Source organism: Bradyrhizobium sp. AUGA SZCCT0158 (assembly GCF_018130065.1).
Lineage (GTDB): Bacteria > Pseudomonadota > Alphaproteobacteria > Rhizobiales > Xanthobacteraceae > Bradyrhizobium.
The window spans coordinates 238,307-255,267 of sequence record NZ_JAFCME010000004.1 but is presented as its reverse complement, the minus strand read 5'-3'; the positions used below and the strand labels follow the sequence as shown (position 1 = coordinate 255,267).

The following is a 16,961-nucleotide window of genomic DNA, read 5'->3' as shown; positions in this document are numbered from 1 at the left end:
ACTGACGTGTCACCCGCAGGTGAGGCCCCGCATGGAATTCACCCTTTTGTTTCTGGCAGCAAGCATCGTCATGCTGGTTGCCTGGCGCGGTTCACGCGCCCTTGCGCTCGGCCTGTACGCGGCCGCCATGATCGCCTGCGTCGCGACCTATCTGCACCATGCGACCGATACGCTGAAACTGTCGTTCTGAAGCCGCCCATGACCCAGACCCGCGCCATCACCCTGAATGCGCTCAGCCTCTACTCCGTCGCGCTGGTGCTGGCGGCGGCATTTGCGGCGCAGCTTCTGCTTCACGAACTGCCCTGCCCGCTCTGCCTGCTGCAACGCATCCTGTTCGCGATGCTGGCGATCGGCCCGATCCTGAACATCCGCTTCGGGCCCCGCCCAAGCCACTATGCGCTGTCGCTATTGGCAGCGGTTGCCGGCGCGGTCGCCTCGACGCGGCAGGTGCTGCTGCACATCATGCCGGGAGACCCGGGCTACGGTTCGGCCTTGCTCGGCTATCACTATTACACGTGGGCCCTGATCGGCTTCATCGCCGCCATCGTCCTGCTCGCGGCGGTGCTGCTGTTCGACCGGCAGTTCGAAGATGATGGCGGTGCATTGCCGCCGACCGGCGGCCTGTTCGCGCAGGCCGCCGTATGGCTCGTGATCGCGCTGACGGCGGCGAACGTGGTGACGACGCTCTTGGAATGCGGCTTTGGGGCATGCGCCGATAACCCGGTTGTATATGAATTGCTCAAACGGGGAGTGTAGCGGTTTGCCGACCTTGAAGCAGAATCGCCGCCATCAGGATCAGTTCTTGGCGTAAGACTCCAGGTACTCAGCTGATGGTGGAATCGGCGTGATCACATCGATCAATACGCCGTTGGGATCTTCAGTGATGAAGTGCCGCTGACCGAAGGGCTCATCGCGGAGCGGAAGCAGGATAGGCAGCCCAGCTGCACGAAGCCTGCCATAGACCTCGTCGACGTCTTGAACTTCAAAATTGATCAGAACACCGCGCGCAGAGCCGCGCGCTTTCGCGGGGATCGTGTCGTGATCGCCTGCCAGGATCGCGAGGGCAACGTTCTCTTGCACTTTCGATTGCAGATGGACGTACCAGTCCGCCTCGAACGCCGGCTCGAAATCAAAGTGGGTTCGATAAAATGCCGAGGTCGCGGCGACATTGTCGACCATCAGTACCGGATAATAGCTCGTGATCTGCATCCTTGTTCTCCGCTGCTAAAAAACATACAATCTGTATGCAAACGGAAACATACAGGCTGCATGTATGCAAGTGATAAAAGGACGCAGGAGCAACGTCGACCGCAGCGCGACCACTCGTGGGAGAGTGCTTGAAGCGGCCAAAACACTTTTTATCGCAAAGGGATATGCGTCCACCGGAACGCCCGAGATTGCCACGCAAGCGGGAGTGACCCGGGGGGCGCTCTACCATCATTTCGAGGACAAAAGGGCACTCTATCTCGCCCTGGTCGAGGCTGAGTCCGCCGCTGTTGCCGCCGAGATCGAGGACGCTGCTTCGCCTGCAGACGCTCCGATACACATGCTCCATACAGGCGCTTCAGCGTACTTGCGCGCGATGCAGAAGGAAGGACGAACTCGTCTGATCCTAATCGAGGCGCCCGCCGTTCTGGGTTTCGAAACCGTGGATGCCATCGATGCCAAACATGGCCGCCGAACTTTGTTGAATGGTCTGGAAGCGGCGATGCGCCCCTCGCCTGAAATCTCGCTCGTCGCCGTGGCCAATATCCTATCTGCGGCCTTCGACCGGGCGGCTATCGCCATCGCTGCAGGCGGTAACTTTTCCGACTACGACATGGCGCTGAAGCAACTGATGGATGGCCTTGTCGCCGAGAGATTGACTTTGACCGGCCATCGGCCCGCGTGAAAGGCATTTCACTCGAAGGCTGTTGAGCGATGTTAACCGCCCGCTTTTGGAAAGCGCGTTGCGAAACATCCAGTTGCTTACGGCCGCTTCGGAATATTCAGGCCGCGCTCCACGGCAGGCCGCGCGAGGCCGCGCTCCAGCCATGCCGGCACGTGTTTAAAACTATCGAACGCGACGAGTTCACGCGCACCATAGAAACCGATCAGGTTGCGCACCCAGCCGAGCATCGAAATATCGGCAATGGTATATTCATCGTCCATCACCCACTGCCGGCCGCCCAGATGGGTCTCGAGCACGTCGAGCAGGCGCTTGGACTCCGCGACATAACGCTCGAGCGGCCGCTTGTCGGGAAACTCCTTGCCGGCGAATTTGTGGAAGAAGCCGACCTGGCCGAACATCGGCCCGATCCCGCCCATCTGGAAATGCACCCATTGAATGGTCTGCCAGCGTCGCGCGGCATCCACCGGCAGCAGCTTGCCGGTCTTCCCGGCGAGGTATTGCAGGATCGCGCCGGACTCGAACAGGCCGAGCGGCTTGCCGCCGGGTCCATCGGGATCGAGGATCGCGGGTATCTTGCCATTCGGATTCAGCGACAGGAATTCCGGCGTCTTCTGGTCGTCCTTGCCAAAGTCGACGAGATGCACTTCGTAAGGCAGCCCGATCTCTTCTAGCATGATCGAGATTTTGACGCCGTTCGGTGTCGGGAGCGAATAGAGCTGAAGGCGGTCGGGATGTTTTGCTGGCCAACGTTTTGTAATTGGGAAGGCGGAAAGATCGGACATTGAAACTCGTTCTTTTCGTGGTTGTTGTTGCGGCGGTAATGTACGAACGTTGCCACGCATAACAAGGGGCGGCATCGCCAATGACGGATCATGCAACACCTGAGAAACTCGGCATGACCGACGCGGAGCTCGCGGTTCACCCGACCGTGTTCGCGGCCGATGCGCTGAAAAACCAGGTCGTGCTGGTGTCCGGCGGCGCCGGCGGCATCGGGCGGGCGATTGCCTGGCTGTTTGCGCGGCTCGGCGCGCATGTCGCCGTGGTCGGGCGCGATCAGGGCAAGCTCGATGTGCTGGTCGCCGAAATGGCCGGACGCGGCCTGAAAGCATCGGCCCACACCGCCGACATCAGGGAGCCCGACGCGGTCAACGCCATGTTCGACGCGGTATGGTCCGCCCACGGCCGGCTCGATATTCTCGTCAACAGCGCCGGCGGTCAATTTCCGCAAGCCGCGATCGATTTTTCGGTGAAGGGCTGGAACACAGTCATCAACACCAATCTGAACGGCACCTGGTACATGATGCAGGCCGCCGCCCAGCGCTGGCGAGACCGCAAGCATCCCGGCAGCATCGTCAACATCGTGGTCGTCACCACGCATGGGCTCTACGGCATCGCGCATTCCGTCGCAGCGCGAGCTGGTGTGATCGGGCTGTCGCGCGCGGTTGCGGTCGAGTGGGCGCCGCTGAACATCCGCGTCAATTGCGTGGCGCCCGGCGCGATCGAAACCGAGGGCTGGAACGTCTACACGCCGGAAGCCCGCGCCGCCTATCCGCGTTCGAACCCGATGATGCGCGCGGGATCGCCATGGGACATCGCGGAAGCCAGCGTCTACCTCGCCGCCCCATCCGGCAAATTCGTCACCGGGGAAACGCTGACGGTCGACGGCGGCGGTCAGCTCTGGGGTGAGACCTGGACCACGGGCAAGCCGGATTATTTCGGCGACAAGTGACGACGCGATAGCAGATCCGACATGCCTCGCTATCGCCTCGCCATTTTCGATTTCGACGGCACGCTCGCCGACTCGCTTCCCTGGTTTCGAACGGTTTTTCAGGATCTGATCGAGAAGTTCGACCTCGCGCCCGTCAGCGCCGAGGAACTGGAGGGATTGCGCGGACGGTCGGGCCGCGAAATCATCGCCCGCCTCAACTTGCCGATGTGGAAGCTGCCGGCCATCTCGCGCGACATGCGGAGGCGCAAGCTTGCGGCCGCAAACCAGATCTCGCTGTTCGACGGCGTCCCGCAATTGCTGGCCGACCTGCGGAACATCGGCATCCACGCCGCAATCGTCAGCTCCGACAGCGAAGCATCGGTACGCCAGGTCCTCGGTCCTTCCGCGGCGCTGATCGCGCGCTTCGACTGCGGCGCCTCGCTCTTCGGCAAGCACCACAAGTTCAAGCGCGTCGCGCGGCAGCTCGGAACAAGTCCTTCCGAAGTCCTCTGCATCGGCGACGAACTCCGCGACATCGACGCCGCAAAGGCCGCAGGGATGGATTCCGGCGCGGTCGCCTGGGGCTACGCCCTGCCCGCCGCGCTGCAGGCAGCCGGGCCGATGCACTTCTTCCATACGTTCGAGGAGATCAAACAAGAGTTCGCGATCGCCTGATTGAACCGTCACGCCTTTTTCTGCAGCACCGTCACATGCAGGCGACGACGGATCTCCATTCCCTGCCTTTGATAAAGCGCGATCGCTGAGGTGTTGCTGCTAAACACATGCAGGAACGGAATCTCGCCTCGATCAACGATTCCGCGGGCGACCGCGCCGAGCAGTGCCTGCGCGTAGCCGCGGCCGCGATGATCCGGGTGCACGCAGACCGCCGTCATCTCGGTGTAATTGCCGGGCTTCATGCGCTCGCCGGTCATCGCGACGAGCCGGCCATCGATCCTGATGCCGAGAAACGTTCCGAGTTCATGGGTGCGCGTGCTGAAAGGACCGGGTTTTGTCAGTTCGACCAGTGCGATCATCTCGGGCACATCGGCCACGCCGAGCGTGACGATCTCCACGCCGGGCGCCGAACTGTCCTTGGGCGTTCCTGTCATCTGCTCCCCGGTCTCAGCGAGCAGCGTTTTGAATTGATCCGGCGCGGTGACTGCGCCTGATGTAAACAGCACGGCGATCTCGGATCCGGACATCAGCGCGCCAAGGGCGGCAAAGCTTTCGGGCGACATGTCGACCATGTCCGCGAACGGCGCGATCGCAAGCGGAAAGCGCCGCGCCACGGCGCCGCCCTCCGCCAGCGCCTGCTGCCGGGTCGTCAGAGCGCTCCAGATGGGCTGATCGAGCGGATGAGTCATGGTTTTGCCGACGCACGTCCGCTCAAAGCACGCAGCCGTAATGCGCCGACGACACCAGCCGGATATATTTGTCGTGCACCGAGCCGCGCCGCACCCGCGCCGCGTCAGGCGCGCGCCAGTCTGCCATGCGCCGGGCGATCTCCTCGGGCGACACGTCGAGGGTGACGGTGCGCGCACCGGGATCGATCACGATGATATCGCCGTCGCGGACCGCCGCGATCGGACCGCCACGCGCCGCTTCCGGCGAGACATGGCCGATCAGGATGCCGTGCGAGACGCCGGAGAAGCGCCCGTCGGTGATGAGCGCGACATCCTCACCGAGGCCCTGCCCCTGCAACTGGATCGTCAGCATCACCATTTCGGGCATGCCAGGCCCGCCGACCGGACCGACATTGCGCACCACGATCACATTGCCGGCCACGATCTCCCCGGCGCGGATCGCAGCCATCGTGGCGGCCTCAGATTCAAACACCCGCGCCGTGCCGCGGAATTGCCCGTTGTCGAGCGTCTTGCCGGAGAGTTTGAGCAGGCAGCTTTCCGGCGCGAGATTGCCCTTCAGCACGCTGATGTGGTTGTTCGGCGGCGCGACGGGACTGGCCACCGGCGAAACGATCTTCTGCGGGCCGATCTGATCCAGCGTCGGCACATCAGCGAGGTTTTCGGCCAGCGTCTTGCCGGTGACCGTCATCACGTCGCCGTGCAGCAGGCCGTTGCGCAGCAACTCCTTCATCACGACGGGCACGCCGCCGATCGCATGCAGGCTTCCCATCGCAAAGGGTCCATGCGGCTGCAGGTCGGCCAGCAGCGGCACGCGTTCGCCGACCGCCTGGATGCGCTCGATGCCGACCGGCACCTGCGCCTCGCGCGCGACCGCGAGCAAGTGCAGATACATGTTGGTCGAACCGCCCATCGCATAGACGGTGGTGATCGCGTTCTCGAACGCGCGCTCGGTCATGATGTCGCGCGGCCGGATGCCGGCCTCGATCAGCCGGTACAGCGCGTCGACCGAGGCACGGGCCTGTGCACGGACGTCGGCATGGATGTCGCTGCCGGCGTGGTAGTCGGCGGGATGCGAGGCGCCGCGCGGCAGCATCATGCCGATGGCTTCGGCAATCGTGCTCATGGTGTTGGCGGTGAACATCGCGCCGCAGGTGCCGCTGCCGGGCATCACATTGCGTTCGATTTCGAGCAGCTCATCTGCCGAGATACGGCCGGAATCATTGGCTGCGCGCGCTTCAGCGTAATCCATGATCGTAAGATTGTTGCCCTTGGCTGCCCAGGCACCGAACGACACCCGGCCCGGCGAACTGGTGCCGGGATAGAGCACGAGCCCGAAGGCATTGGTCCGCGCCAGCGGCATCAAGGCGGCAGCGCCGGTCTTGTCGCATCCGGAGATCACGATCATGGCGTCGCCATGGTGCGCATAGTGCCCGATCTCGAAGCAATCAGCGACGACGTCGCGCGACGCCAGGCTGTAGCCCGCCGTCGGCGTGCCCTGCGTCAGCGCGTCCGACACCGCCGGCGCCCCCACGATCAGGCCCTGCCCGCCGCGTTCGGCGAGAATTTCGACGAGCAGATCGGTGATGGCGCGCACACGATTGTTGCAGCGATGCGCATTGGTATAGGCGCTCGCAATCGTCACGACCGCGCTGGTCTTCGCGGCGCGGTCCGGTTCGAAGCCGGCGGCACGCAATTCGACGCGGGCTTTCTTCCAGTAGGCGCTGCTGTCTTCAACCATTATTGTTTATTTGCCTCTTGCATGCTGATCGAACGCGCTGAGCACCGCGAGCGTCAGCGCCGTGATGCCGGTTTGAATAGTCGGCTTCGGTACCGGCGCGAACAGCGGTGAATGATTGCCGGGCAGTGGCGTCCCGGCCTTGTTTGCCGCCATCCACCGTTCCGGCTCGTAGACGCCGATATTGAACATCATCGACGGCACGCCGGCTCCCGCGAATTCGGAAAAATCCTCGCTGGTCGTGTTCGCCGGCGTCTGCCTCAGCTTTTCGCCGAACGCCGCCTTCAGCACCTTCTCGGCGGTCGCTACCACGGCGGGATCGTTGAACACGGCCTTGGTGCCTTCCGCGATCCTGATCTCCGGTTCCGGCGCATCCGACATCGCCGCGGCGGCCTTCGCCACCCGTTCGATACCCGCCACCAACTTGTTGCGCACCGCAGGTTTGAACGTGCGAATCGTCCCCAGCAGCGTTGCCTCGTCCGGGATGATATTGCCGACCGTGCCGCTATGGATCGACCCAATGGTTACAATTGCGAATTCGGTCGGATCCTTTTCACGGCTGATCACGCTCTGCACATCGACGATGAAACGCGCGGCCATCATCACGGGATCGATGGTCAGCTGCGGCATCGCACCGTGGCCGCCGCGGCCGCGGAACTTGATAAAGAGGCCATCGACGTTGGATGAGCCGACGCCGACGCGATAGCTGAGATTGCCGTAGGGAAAGCCGCCGGCATGCAAGGCAAAGGCGAAATCGGGCTTCTGAAATCGCGTGAACAGGCCGTCGTCCAGCATGGCCTTCGCGCCCTGCACGATTTCCTCGGCGGGCTGCGCGATGAACATCAAGGTGCCCTTCCACTGGTCCTTCAGGCCTACCAGTGTCTTCGCCGTGCCGACCCAGTTCGCCATGTGAATGTCATGGCCGCAGCTATGCGCGATGAACGTCTCGCGGCCGTTCCAGGTGGTCTTTTCACGGCTCGCATAGTCGAGGCCGGTCTTCTCCTCCATCGGCAGCGCATCGAGCTCGGTGCGCACCAGAATGGTGGGGCCGTCACCATTCTTGTAGATCGCGACCAGCCCGGTCCTTCCGACCTTCTCGGTGACCTCAAAACCAAGCGCGCGCATCTCGGCGGCGAGTCTTGCCGCAGTCTTTACCTCCTGAAACGCGAGTTCAGGATGAGCATGGAGATCCTTGTAGAGCGCATCGAGCTTTGGATAGTCCGCCTCGAACGATTTTTCGATCGCGGCCTTGAGCGCGGGAACGTCCAACTCGGCATGCGCGGGCCAGAGCGTGAATGCACAGAGCGCCGATGACAAAAGCAAGGATTTGACCAAGTGCTTCATGGCGGCGGCGCTCCCTTGTTTCCCCGGTGTTGCTCTTATCGGCAGCCTGGACGACGGCTCGTTGAGTGTCTACCCGGTTTTGCCGTCGTCAAAGCTCACGATCACGGCAGCGTTGGCGATCAGGATAGGATCATTGCCCAGATCGGACGGGATCTCGAGCCCGCCCGCAATCGCCGTCACGGTCTTGGTGCCATATGGCAATTCCTTGGCGACCGCCGCGGTATCCACCGCCTCGGGGTTCGGCACGGCGATGGTGACATCGACAAACATATCGTTGGCGGTCTTGCCCAGCATCCGGAAGAAGCCGAGGCTGGAGTGGCGGATTGCGTCCGAGACCGCGCGCTTGGCGGCCTTGGTGGCGTCGCGGCCATGAACATCAACGCCCATGCCCATTTCGGTAATACAGCGCACGCGTGCCATCAGGTTTTTGCTTTCGTTGGAGTGCGGGGGATCAGTCTCAGCGCAGAGTTTCGCGCCATGGCGGTCCGAAGGCAAGTGGGCGACTGAAAGCGACGAAGCAAACCGCTCCTTCTTGAAGCGGCGAGATGCGCAAACCGATCACTGGCGATCCCTGAGCTTCCGAACAGTCGTCGTCAGACGATCGATTTCGTCCTCCGTATTATAATAGTGAGGCGAGGCGCGCACGATCGAAGGCAATGCACGCCGCTTCGCGTCGAGAAGCGTGCTTGCAGGATCCGACGTGCTAACATTGATTCCCGCCCCGGCCAGATGCGTCTTCACGGCATCGGCCTCAAAGCCCGGGACGGAGAATGTGACGATCGCCGCCGGGTGTGGTCCAAGGTCATGGATCGTCACATCAGGAATCTGGCCAAGCCCATTGCGCAGCAGGCCAGCCAACGTCCGGCAACGCGCGGCAATCGGCTCGATTCCAATCGCCTGCGCGTAGTCCACCGCGACGCCGAGCCCCAATCTTGCGGCGTAGTTGTTCTCCCAGGTCTCGAAGCGACGGGCGTCGGCCCTAAGCTGGTAGCGATCGGGCGCCATCCACGGCGCGCCGAAATGGTCGATCATCGGTGGCTCGAGCTTGCCCAGCAGTTCGCGGCGCACATACAGGAATCCCGTCCCGCGCGGACCGCGCAAGAACTTGCGTCCCGTCGCCGAAAGCATGTCGCAGCCGAGCGCCGCGACGTCGACCGGTATCTGTCCGACGGCCTGACACGCGTCGAGCAGATAGGGAATTCCGTGCGCCCGTGCGATGCGGCCGACGGCGGCCGCGGGGTTCACCAGGCCGCCATTCGTTGGCACCCAGGTGATCGCGATCAGACGTACGCGATCGTCGAGCATCCGCTCCAGCGCTTCCGCATCCAGCACGCCATTTGCGTCATCAGGGATGATCTCGATCACCGCCCCGGTGCGCTTGGCGACCTGCAGAAACGCAACATAGTTCGCCGCGTATTCGGCCCGCGCTGTCAGGATGCGATCGCCGTCGCGCAACGGCAGGGCGTAAAACGCCATTTGCCACGCCACAGTGGCATTTTCGGTCAGCGCGATCTCATCCCTGGCGGCGCCGATCAGACCGGCAACACTGTCGTAAACGCCGTCAAGGCGTGCTGCAGCCTCGGCGGCGGCCTCGTAGCCCCCGATCTCGGCCTCCCGCCTAAGATAGTCTGTCATCGCCTGCAGCACCGGCAAGGGCATCAGGCCGGCGCCGGCATTGTTGAGGTGGACACGGCTGATGACACCGGGCGTCTCAGCGCGAAGGCGTTCAAGATCAATGGACATGGGCAATCCGGTTTCAGACGAACCGAGGAAGCCTACCAGACCAGCCCTGCCCCCGGAGGGGTGGATTGGGCCGTGCGAAAAAAGAAACAGACCGTGTCGGAATCCTGTCCCCTCGTTCGTCCACCCCATGAGCCCACGCCGACGACGGCCCAATAATCCTCGCTGATCTGCCTGTCGACCCTGCCCGGACCATCCTCTCCCTCCAAAGCCACCGAGCCTGCCGATTCACCTCAACCGACAAGGACATCCGTCATGACTTCCATCACGCCGTTCCTCTGGTTCGACAACAACGTCCCCGCGGCCGTCGCCTTCTACAAATCGGTGTTTCCCAATGCCAAGGTCGAAATCGTCAATGACTTCATGGCGAGTTTCGAACTCGAGGGGCAGAAGTTCAACGCCCTCAATGGCGGCCCCAAGTACAGATTCAACGAGGCGGTCTCCTTCTTCATCAGCGTCGAGACCCAGGAAGAGGTGGACTATTTCTGGAGCAGACTGACCGCCGACGGCGGCAAGGAATCGCAATGCGGATGGCTGAAGGACAAATTCGGCCTGTCCTGGCAGGTTGTGCCCACGGCGCTGGGCCGTTACCTCGGCGATCCCGATCGCACGAAGGCCGATCGCGCCATGCAGGCCATGATGAAGATGCGAAAGATCGTTATTGCCGACCTCGACAAGGCATTTGCCGGCTGATCCCCTCAGCAAGGTGATCAATCTAACAACGAACCCGGGCGTGCCAACACGCGCCCGGGTTTTGTCTGGTTATGCCGAGGCCGGCACCGTCGCCGCTTGAGCGTTCGCATTCGTCTTGGGGAACGGCTTGAAGGTCATCGCGATCAGGAACGCGCCCAGTCCCATGGCCCAGGAGCCGACGTAAAGCCACGTGTAACTGCCAAGGGTATCGTAGATCAGGCCGCCGGCCACCGGCCCCGTGGCCATGCCGAGGCTGCCGGCCATCGCCGTGCCGCCGATCACGGTGCCCATCATCTTCAACGGGAAATTCTCGCGCGCGATCGCGGCGTATAGGGGCATTGTGCCGGCATAGATGAAGCCGAATACCGCCGCCACCGCATAGAAGCCGGCAAGGTCGCGGACGAACACATAGGCCAGCGCGCCGAAGGCCTGCACCAGCAATCCCGCCACAAGAACGCGCTTGGCGCCCAGTTTGTCGCCGAGGATGCCGAACGCGATGCGGCCGCCGAGCCCCGTGAGCCCTTCGAGGCTGTAGATCGAAACCGCCGCGATCAGCGGGATACCGCAGCTGACGGCATAGCTGACCGTATGGATGATCGGTCCGGAATGGGTGGCGCAGCAGAAGAAATTCGTCAGCAGCAGGATCGCGAACTGGGGCGACCGCACCGCTTCGCTCACCGACATCTCGGTTTGCTGCTCGCCGTTTGCCGGGACACTGGCGCTGGCCGCCGCGAGCGCCGGCGGGCGTCGCACCAGGAGCGACACTGGAATCATGATGACGGCAACAATCGCAGCCACGATCTGCAGTGTCGTTCGCCAGTCATGGAACGAGACCAGCCAGGCCACCAGCGGCGCCATGGTCATGGGCGCGATCCCCATGCCGGCCGACACCAAGGACACCGCGAGGCTGCGATGGGTATCGAACCAGCCGGTGACGCAGGCCATCATCGGCGCGAAGATCGCAGCAATCGCGCCGCCGACCAGAACGCCGAATGCGAACTGGAACACCAGAAGCGAAGTCGCTAGGCTTGCGAGCAACAAGCTTGCCGCCAGCACCAATGATCCGGTCAGCACCACCGGCAACGGCCCGAACCGGTCCGACAGGTTGCCCCAGAGCATGCTGCAGCACGCCATCGCCAGGAAACCGACCGTCATCGCGCTCGATACGCCGGCGACCGACCAGCCGGTATCCCGCGTGATCGATTGCAACAGCACCGGCAGTGAAAACATCGCTCCGATCGCGACACAGCCCAGCGTGCCGCCGGCCGCGACAATCACCCATCGATAGCGGGAATGGTCCATTGCAAATCTCCGTTTTGGCGCTTCTTTGTTCAAGACGTACGAGAAGCGCCAAAGGCGACATGATCAGGATAATTTTTTAAGGGCACGCCTTTTAAAGACCCGTGGCCAGTTCAGGAACTGGCAGCAGGTGGCATCTTGTCGAATTTCGGCAAGGCCGGATCGAGATCATCCCAGGCATGGCTGCGTATCCCGTAGGTCACGGCCTGCGGCTTGAACCGGGCGGGATCGTCGAGGCTCGCCGCGTGCACGGTAATGACATCCGGCATCGCCGTGTAGGTCAGATAGACCGGTGACCCGCAGGCCGGGCAGAAGCTGTGCGTCTTCACATTGCCGCTATCGGCAACGACGTCGCAACGCGCCGCCTTGCCTTCGAGTTTTACGTTCTTCCTGTCCATGAAGGTCAGATAGGAGCCGTGCCCGGTGCCGCTCCTGTGCTGGCAGTCCAGGCACTGGCAGTGGTTCATGAAGACAGGTTCGCTGGAAATTTCATAACGGATCGCGGCGCAGGCGCAGCCACCGGTAAAAACTTTGCTCATGTTGTTCCTTTTCGAGGAGGTGATGCGAGGTAATCTGGATTTCGAAAGCAGGATCAGCACCGGTCAACACCATTTCACCGATGAGAAATCAGCTTCAGCCATGGCGCCAGATGAAAGGCGCTCATCAGCAAATACATCGGAACCATTCCGCTCAGCGGTGACGCCGGCGAACACAAGGCCTCCACCGCTCCGCCGCCAAGAACGGACGTGAGCAACGCCATGATCGCGAAGGTCGGGGCGGCCGCGAGGTATAGAAATTCGGCGGCGCCGGTCGCGGCCGCATTGCCGTTGTTGCGAGGAATCGCACCGGTGCTGCGTGCGACGGCATGCGTCTCACTCATGTCCTTCTCCTGCGTTACTGCTATCTGGCTGCTCCCGCTCGCGCAGCACTGCGCGAGCGGTGGCTGACGTCGCCGGATTAGCCGCTTTGCTTGCGCATGGCGGCCTCGCCGGCGTCCGACACCTCGACCCACTTTTTATCGGGCGCGGTGTTCGGGACGTAGCTGTCGTGCCAGTTCCACCATTTGTAGGTTGGCGTCTGCGGCGTGCCTTCCGGAGAATCCTCCCAGACCTCCTGACGGCCAAGCGGCGTGATGTCGAGGTAGTTCCAGGTGCCCCCCATCTGCTCGTCGCCGCGGTTGTTGATGAAGTAGGTCCGGAAAACCTTGTTGCCGTCGCGGATGAACACGTTGGTGCCGTGCCATTCGTCGACGCCGAAGTCTTTGTCGAAGCTGTCGGTGACGGTGTACCAGGGCATATCCCATTCCATCCGCTTTTTCAGCCGCGCGATGTCCACCTGCGGCGCGCGCGAAACGAAAACGAGCGTGGTATCGCGCGCGTTCAAATGAGCGAGGTGGGCGACCTGATCGGCCACCATGGAGCAGCCGCGGCACGCATGCTCGGGCCAACCATGCACGCCAGGCTCGTAGAACGCGCGGTAGACGATCAACTGGCGGCGGCCGTCGAACAGGTCGACCAGGCTCGCTCTGCCACCCGGTCCTTCAAACGCGTACGTCTTCTCCACGGCCATCCACGGCATCCGCCTGCGCTCGGCCGCCAGCGCGTCACGGGCACGGGTATTGGCTTTTTCCTTCACGAGCATCTGCTGGCGCGCAGCTTCCCACTCCTTTGCCGAAACGACATGCGTCTTCATTGCCTGAATCATGGCTAGCCTCCTGTTTGGTGCGATGCTTGTTGCGGTCGGCGTCGTGCTGCGGCGTCAGGCCGGCAGCCGCCGGTCGTATTCCTTTTGCAGTTTGCTCCAGCCTTCCCAGAACGGCGCCGGCTCATTGCCGGATGCGCGTGCGACAAGGACGTCGAGATGCATATGCCAGCCAGCGCTGACCTTGAGCATGGTCGAACGATCGGGCAGACGGCGATGGATCACCGTGAGCAGCACGCCCTGCCCTTTTGGCTCCAGTTCAAACGTCACGTCGCCGCTGTTGTTCCAGGCGATGGAAAGCTTGCGCATCGGATCGAGTTCGGTGATCCGGCTTTGCATGCGGTGTTCTTCGGGAAAATCGGCCGGCCGCGGACTTGGCGGATCGTTGAGCTCGCCGTTGCGCCAAACGAATTCGACGGGCGCGCCAACCTTCATCTCCATCACGCCTGCCGCCAGCCATTTGCGGCGCATTTCGCTGTCGGTGAGATAGGCCCAGATGCGCTCGATCGGACCGGGCAACAGCCGCTGGATCTTCAGCGTGGTGGGTTCGATCAGCGTGCCGTAGGCATCGGGTGTCTTCGCATCCATCGTTCTACTCCTTCACGTCTTGCTTTTCTTGGCTGCCGCTTCGTCTTCGGCGCGCAGCAGGGATTCCAGCGCGTCGAGTTTTTCAGTCCAGAAGCGCTCATAACGCCGCAGCCACTCATTGGCTTCTGCTAGCCGCGCCGCTTGCAGGCGGCACAGATGGGTGCGGCCCTGGATCGTGCGCTTCACCAGCCCTGCGTCCTCCAGCACCCGCACGTGTTTCGACGCACCCGCAAAGCTCATGCTGAACGGGGTCGCCAGTTCCCCAATCGTGAGTTCGCGTTCCGCGAGCTGGCCAAGCATGGCCCGCCGGGTGGGATCCGCGAGGGCATGAAAGACGGCATCGAGATGGGTCTCTTGTTCAACCATGTGGTTTAACATAGTCGTGCAGTCCGGATTGTCAACCGATCGGTTTAACTTCTTTGTGATCGAGTTCCGAAGGGTCTAGCCGTCCGGCACGGTGTAGACGTCGCAGGGAGCGGCGATGCCGCGCAGCGGATGCGTTCCGAGCGGGATTAGTTTTGCGGAGAGCTCGCGAGCGACCGCGCCGGAAATCAAAACCGTCCGGCCGAGCGGCCGGCACAGCCCCTCGAGCCGGCTGACCAGATTGACGGCGGGACCGATTGCGGTGAAATCCAGCCGGTCCGCCGCGCCGATATTGCCCCACAGAATTTCACCGAGATGCAGCGCGGCGCCGAAGCTGAGAGATGGCAGCCCCTGCTCTCGCCGCGTCTCATCGAGATGTGCCATTCCGGCCTGGGCTGATGTGACCGCGCGCAGCGCGGCGGTGCAGGCATCGCCCGGATTGTCGCCGATAACCGGAAAGATCGCCAGCATGCCGTCGCCGATGAATTTCAGCACTTCGCCGCCGAAGGCGTGAACGGCACCGGCCATGCAATCGAACCAGGCATCGAGCGCGGTGATGACGGAAGCCGGCGGCGAAGTCTCGGACAGCGCGGTGAAACTGCGTAGATCCGCATAGAGCAACGCGGCACGGATGGTTTCGCCGACATCACGCCGCAATGGTCCTGCCAGGACGCGCGCCGCGCTGCGCCGGCCGAGATAGGCCTCGAGCGTTGCGGTCAGCGTCGCGCGCGCTGAAAGTGCTGCAAGTGGTGCGGCGGCAAAACGGGCCACCTCACGCCACCGGGCGATTTCCGCTTCCGTGAACTGACGCGGCCCGATCCATGAGAGCACAGGTCCATCAGGTCCCGGGCCCACGACGTCTTCATGCACCATTCCGCCCGCGAGCCCGGCCAGCCAGCGGCGGCCGGCATCACCAGCGGAATCCTTCTGTCCTGCATTTGCGAATCCCGCCGGCGCGAAACCCACAGCCTCGATCACCTCGCCGTTGTCGGCCCGCCATAGCCAGGTACGACGGGCAATGATCGGATGCGGGACCGCGAGCGTCAGGGCGCCGCCGGCGAGCGGCAATTCATCAGCGATCAAATGCGCACCGAGTTCGGCAAGGAACCGGTCCGCACCCGGTGCAGCGCCCGCCGCATCCACCAGCCATGTCAGCGTCGAATTGAGTTGCATGGGCCGATCATGTGGCAGCGGCGCGTCATTGTCATCAACCGCCCTTGGTAAATCCGCGCGCGGGCATATGTTCGCATCGGTCGCACCTTCTTCATGCCAACGAGCAACGAGGTTTTCGATGACTGAAGCGTTCGTCGTCCAGCGCGAGACCCACATTGCGGCGCCCCGCGCCAGCGTGTTCGCCTTCCTCACCGATCCCGACAAGATCGTGCAATGGATGGGCACCGAGGCGACGACTGAGATGCATCCGGGCGGGCTCTATCTCCTGAAAGGCGTCGGCAGCGCTACGGCGCGCGGCGCATTTCGCGAAGTCGTGCCGGTGCACCGCCTCGCCTACAGTTTCGGCTGGGAAACCAACGACGAGGTACCGCCGGGATCAAGCCTGATCGAAATCGATCTGATCGAACAGGATGGCGGCACGCTGCTGCGCATGACCCATAGCGGTCTTCCCAATGAAGCCACCTGCGCCAGCCATGACAAGGGTTGGGCGCATTACCTCGGCCGGCTGACATCAGTCGCCGCCGGCCGCGATCCCGGTCCTGATTGGGGACCGAACGGCACGCGCAAGCCGGCGTGACGGCTCACCCCGCGTCATCCTCGTCAAGCGACTGGCTTGGGAAGATCAAGCGCCGAGCGCAGGCGGCTGACAGCCGCCGGTAGAGCGCCGCGTCGCGTGCCGGCGCCAAGTCAATCCAATAACTTCATGAAGTTGCGCTTGCGATCGAAACGCGCTTTGAGCCCCAGGACATAATCCGCCTGCTCTTTTTTGCTGCGCATGGTCGCCATGCGCGCGATCAATTTTGCTGCCTCCGCGTAAGCTGCATTGCCACCAGTATTGACAAGCAAAACAACGCGTTCGGCATGAACTTCAAGTGCCTCACGCGGATGCGTCGCCTCGCTCGCCCTGGCAAGTTCGTCCTTCAAGGCCGGCGACGAGCCGTGTTGCCGCGCCACCGCCCAGGCTGCATCGAACATCTTCTCCTGCATCCATATTCGGATGAGAAGATCGGACGGCTGAAACCAATGGAATCGCGCGCCTGAGGCCTGCTTGGCCTCCAGGAAGCTGACAGCGCGAGCGCGGGTTTCCTCGCCGCCGAATTTGCGCAGCCGCGAGTAGAGATGGAGCGACGGCGTCTTTTCGAAAGCACGCCACAGGTGCGCCTCGGCATTGCTTCGACCTGCCTTCGAAAAGGCGTCCGCTGCGAAGAGTACGAGCCGCTCGTCCGGCCGCTCATCCTCGAACACCCAGAGTCCCTCCTCAGCACGGCGAACGGCCTCTTCCTCTCGCCCGTGCAAGCGGCAGAATTCGGCGACTTGCAGATAGTCCCACTGGGACGCACTCGGCAAGGTGCTGATCCCGGC

General features: G+C 62.8%; 22 protein-coding genes. 7 read left to right on the top strand and 15 right to left on the bottom strand.

Features of this window, described 5'->3' with window-relative positions; genetic code table 11:
- Positions 1–31: 31 nt before the first annotated feature.
- Both JQ574_RS08000 and JQ574_RS07995 read left to right on the top strand, forming a co-directional pair.
- The gene (locus tag JQ574_RS08000) at positions 32–190 is read left to right on the top strand and encodes a DUF5993 family protein (RefSeq protein ID WP_212207941.1); all 159 of its coding nucleotides are present in this window, start codon (positions 32–34) and stop codon (positions 188–190) included.
- Positions 191–198: 8 nt separating this feature from the next.
- The gene (locus JQ574_RS07995; protein ID WP_212207940.1) at positions 199–756 is read left to right on the top strand and encodes a disulfide bond formation protein B; all 558 of its coding nucleotides are present in this window, start codon (positions 199–201) and stop codon (positions 754–756) included.
- Between the two features lie 39 nt (positions 757–795).
- Here JQ574_RS07995 and JQ574_RS07990 read toward each other — a convergent pair whose 3' ends face one another.
- Entirely contained in the window at positions 796–1,209 is a 414-nt protein-coding gene (locus JQ574_RS07990; RefSeq protein ID WP_212207939.1) for a VOC family protein, read from the bottom strand.
- 64 nt (positions 1,210–1,273) lie between these two features.
- Between JQ574_RS07990 and JQ574_RS07985 the strand changes: the two genes are divergently transcribed.
- On the top strand, positions 1,274–1,891 hold the full coding sequence (locus JQ574_RS07985) for a TetR/AcrR family transcriptional regulator (RefSeq protein WP_212207938.1): 618 nt from the start codon (positions 1,274–1,276) through the stop codon (positions 1,889–1,891).
- A gap of 77 nt (positions 1,892–1,968) precedes the next feature.
- Here the strand turns inward: JQ574_RS07985 and JQ574_RS07980 are convergent, their stop codons facing one another.
- A complete protein-coding gene (locus JQ574_RS07980) occupies positions 1,969–2,673 on the bottom strand; it encodes a glutathione S-transferase N-terminal domain-containing protein (protein WP_212207937.1) in 705 nt (234 codons plus the stop codon).
- 113 nt (positions 2,674–2,786) lie between these two features.
- Here JQ574_RS07980 and JQ574_RS07975 point away from each other — a divergent pair, with 113 nt between their 5' ends.
- Positions 2,787–3,620: an SDR family oxidoreductase gene (locus tag JQ574_RS07975; protein WP_249119182.1), complete on the top strand. Its 834-nt coding sequence runs from the start codon at positions 2,787–2,789 to the stop codon at positions 3,618–3,620.
- 21 nt (positions 3,621–3,641) lie between these two features.
- A complete protein-coding gene (locus JQ574_RS07970) occupies positions 3,642–4,274 on the top strand; it encodes an HAD hydrolase-like protein (RefSeq protein WP_212207935.1) in 633 nt (210 codons plus the stop codon).
- 8 nt (positions 4,275–4,282) lie between these two features.
- On the opposite strand, the gene JQ574_RS07965 is transcribed toward JQ574_RS07970, so the two are convergent.
- From JQ574_RS07965 to JQ574_RS07945, 5 genes are all read right to left on the bottom strand, one after another.
- Positions 4,283–4,963, bottom strand: a complete 681-nt coding sequence (locus tag JQ574_RS07965) for a GNAT family N-acetyltransferase (protein ID WP_212207934.1) — start codon at positions 4,961–4,963, stop codon at positions 4,283–4,285.
- 22 nt (positions 4,964–4,985) lie between these two features.
- The gene (locus tag JQ574_RS07960) at positions 4,986–6,701 is read right to left on the bottom strand and encodes a dihydroxy-acid dehydratase (RefSeq protein WP_212207933.1); all 1,716 of its coding nucleotides are present in this window, start codon (positions 6,699–6,701) and stop codon (positions 4,986–4,988) included.
- Positions 6,702–6,707: 6 nt separating this feature from the next.
- Complete coding sequence (locus JQ574_RS07955; protein WP_212207932.1) at positions 6,708–8,042, bottom strand: amidohydrolase; 1,335 nt, start codon at positions 8,040–8,042, stop codon at positions 6,708–6,710.
- A 69-nt stretch (positions 8,043–8,111) separates the two neighbouring features.
- Complete coding sequence (locus JQ574_RS07950) at positions 8,112–8,462, bottom strand: Lin0512 family protein (protein ID WP_212207931.1); 351 nt, start codon at positions 8,460–8,462, stop codon at positions 8,112–8,114.
- A gap of 138 nt (positions 8,463–8,600) precedes the next feature.
- Positions 8,601–9,785 carry an aminotransferase class V-fold PLP-dependent enzyme gene (locus JQ574_RS07945; RefSeq protein WP_212208034.1) on the bottom strand — a complete coding sequence of 395 codons (1,185 nt, stop codon included), beginning with the start codon at positions 9,783–9,785 and terminating at the stop codon, positions 8,601–8,603.
- A 252-nt stretch (positions 9,786–10,037) separates the two neighbouring features.
- Here JQ574_RS07945 and JQ574_RS07940 point away from each other — a divergent pair, with 252 nt between their 5' ends.
- Complete coding sequence (locus JQ574_RS07940; RefSeq protein WP_212383441.1) at positions 10,038–10,475, top strand: VOC family protein; 438 nt, start codon at positions 10,038–10,040, stop codon at positions 10,473–10,475.
- A gap of 69 nt (positions 10,476–10,544) precedes the next feature.
- On the opposite strand, the gene JQ574_RS07935 is transcribed toward JQ574_RS07940, so the two are convergent.
- The 7 genes from JQ574_RS07935 to JQ574_RS07905 form a co-directional block, all read right to left on the bottom strand.
- A complete protein-coding gene (locus JQ574_RS07935) occupies positions 10,545–11,777 on the bottom strand; it encodes an MFS transporter (RefSeq protein WP_212207929.1) in 1,233 nt (410 codons plus the stop codon).
- A 110-nt stretch (positions 11,778–11,887) separates the two neighbouring features.
- The gene (locus JQ574_RS07930) at positions 11,888–12,313 is read right to left on the bottom strand and encodes a GFA family protein (RefSeq protein WP_212207928.1); all 426 of its coding nucleotides are present in this window, start codon (positions 12,311–12,313) and stop codon (positions 11,888–11,890) included.
- Positions 12,314–12,387: 74 nt separating this feature from the next.
- Positions 12,388–12,654, bottom strand: coding sequence for a hypothetical protein (locus JQ574_RS07925; protein ID WP_212207927.1), 267 nt, complete (start codon positions 12,652–12,654; stop codon positions 12,388–12,390).
- A gap of 77 nt (positions 12,655–12,731) precedes the next feature.
- On the bottom strand, positions 12,732–13,478 hold the full coding sequence (locus JQ574_RS07920; RefSeq protein ID WP_212207926.1) for a DUF899 domain-containing protein: 747 nt from the start codon (positions 13,476–13,478) through the stop codon (positions 12,732–12,734).
- A gap of 54 nt (positions 13,479–13,532) precedes the next feature.
- Complete coding sequence (locus JQ574_RS07915) at positions 13,533–14,063, bottom strand: SRPBCC family protein (RefSeq protein WP_212207925.1); 531 nt, start codon at positions 14,061–14,063, stop codon at positions 13,533–13,535.
- 12 nt (positions 14,064–14,075) lie between these two features.
- Positions 14,076–14,441: an ArsR/SmtB family transcription factor gene (locus tag JQ574_RS07910; RefSeq protein WP_249119181.1), complete on the bottom strand. Its 366-nt coding sequence runs from the start codon at positions 14,439–14,441 to the stop codon at positions 14,076–14,078.
- 63 nt (positions 14,442–14,504) lie between these two features.
- Complete coding sequence (locus JQ574_RS07905; RefSeq protein WP_212207924.1) at positions 14,505–15,599, bottom strand: adenylate/guanylate cyclase domain-containing protein; 1,095 nt, start codon at positions 15,597–15,599, stop codon at positions 14,505–14,507.
- 118 nt (positions 15,600–15,717) lie between these two features.
- Between JQ574_RS07905 and JQ574_RS07900 the strand changes: the two genes are divergently transcribed.
- Complete coding sequence (locus JQ574_RS07900; protein WP_212207923.1) at positions 15,718–16,176, top strand: SRPBCC family protein; 459 nt, start codon at positions 15,718–15,720, stop codon at positions 16,174–16,176.
- A 110-nt stretch (positions 16,177–16,286) separates the two neighbouring features.
- Here the strand turns inward: JQ574_RS07900 and JQ574_RS07895 are convergent, their stop codons facing one another.
- Positions 16,287–16,946: a hypothetical protein gene (locus JQ574_RS07895; RefSeq protein WP_212383440.1), complete on the bottom strand. Its 660-nt coding sequence runs from the start codon at positions 16,944–16,946 to the stop codon at positions 16,287–16,289.
- Positions 16,947–16,961: the final 15 nt, after the last annotated feature.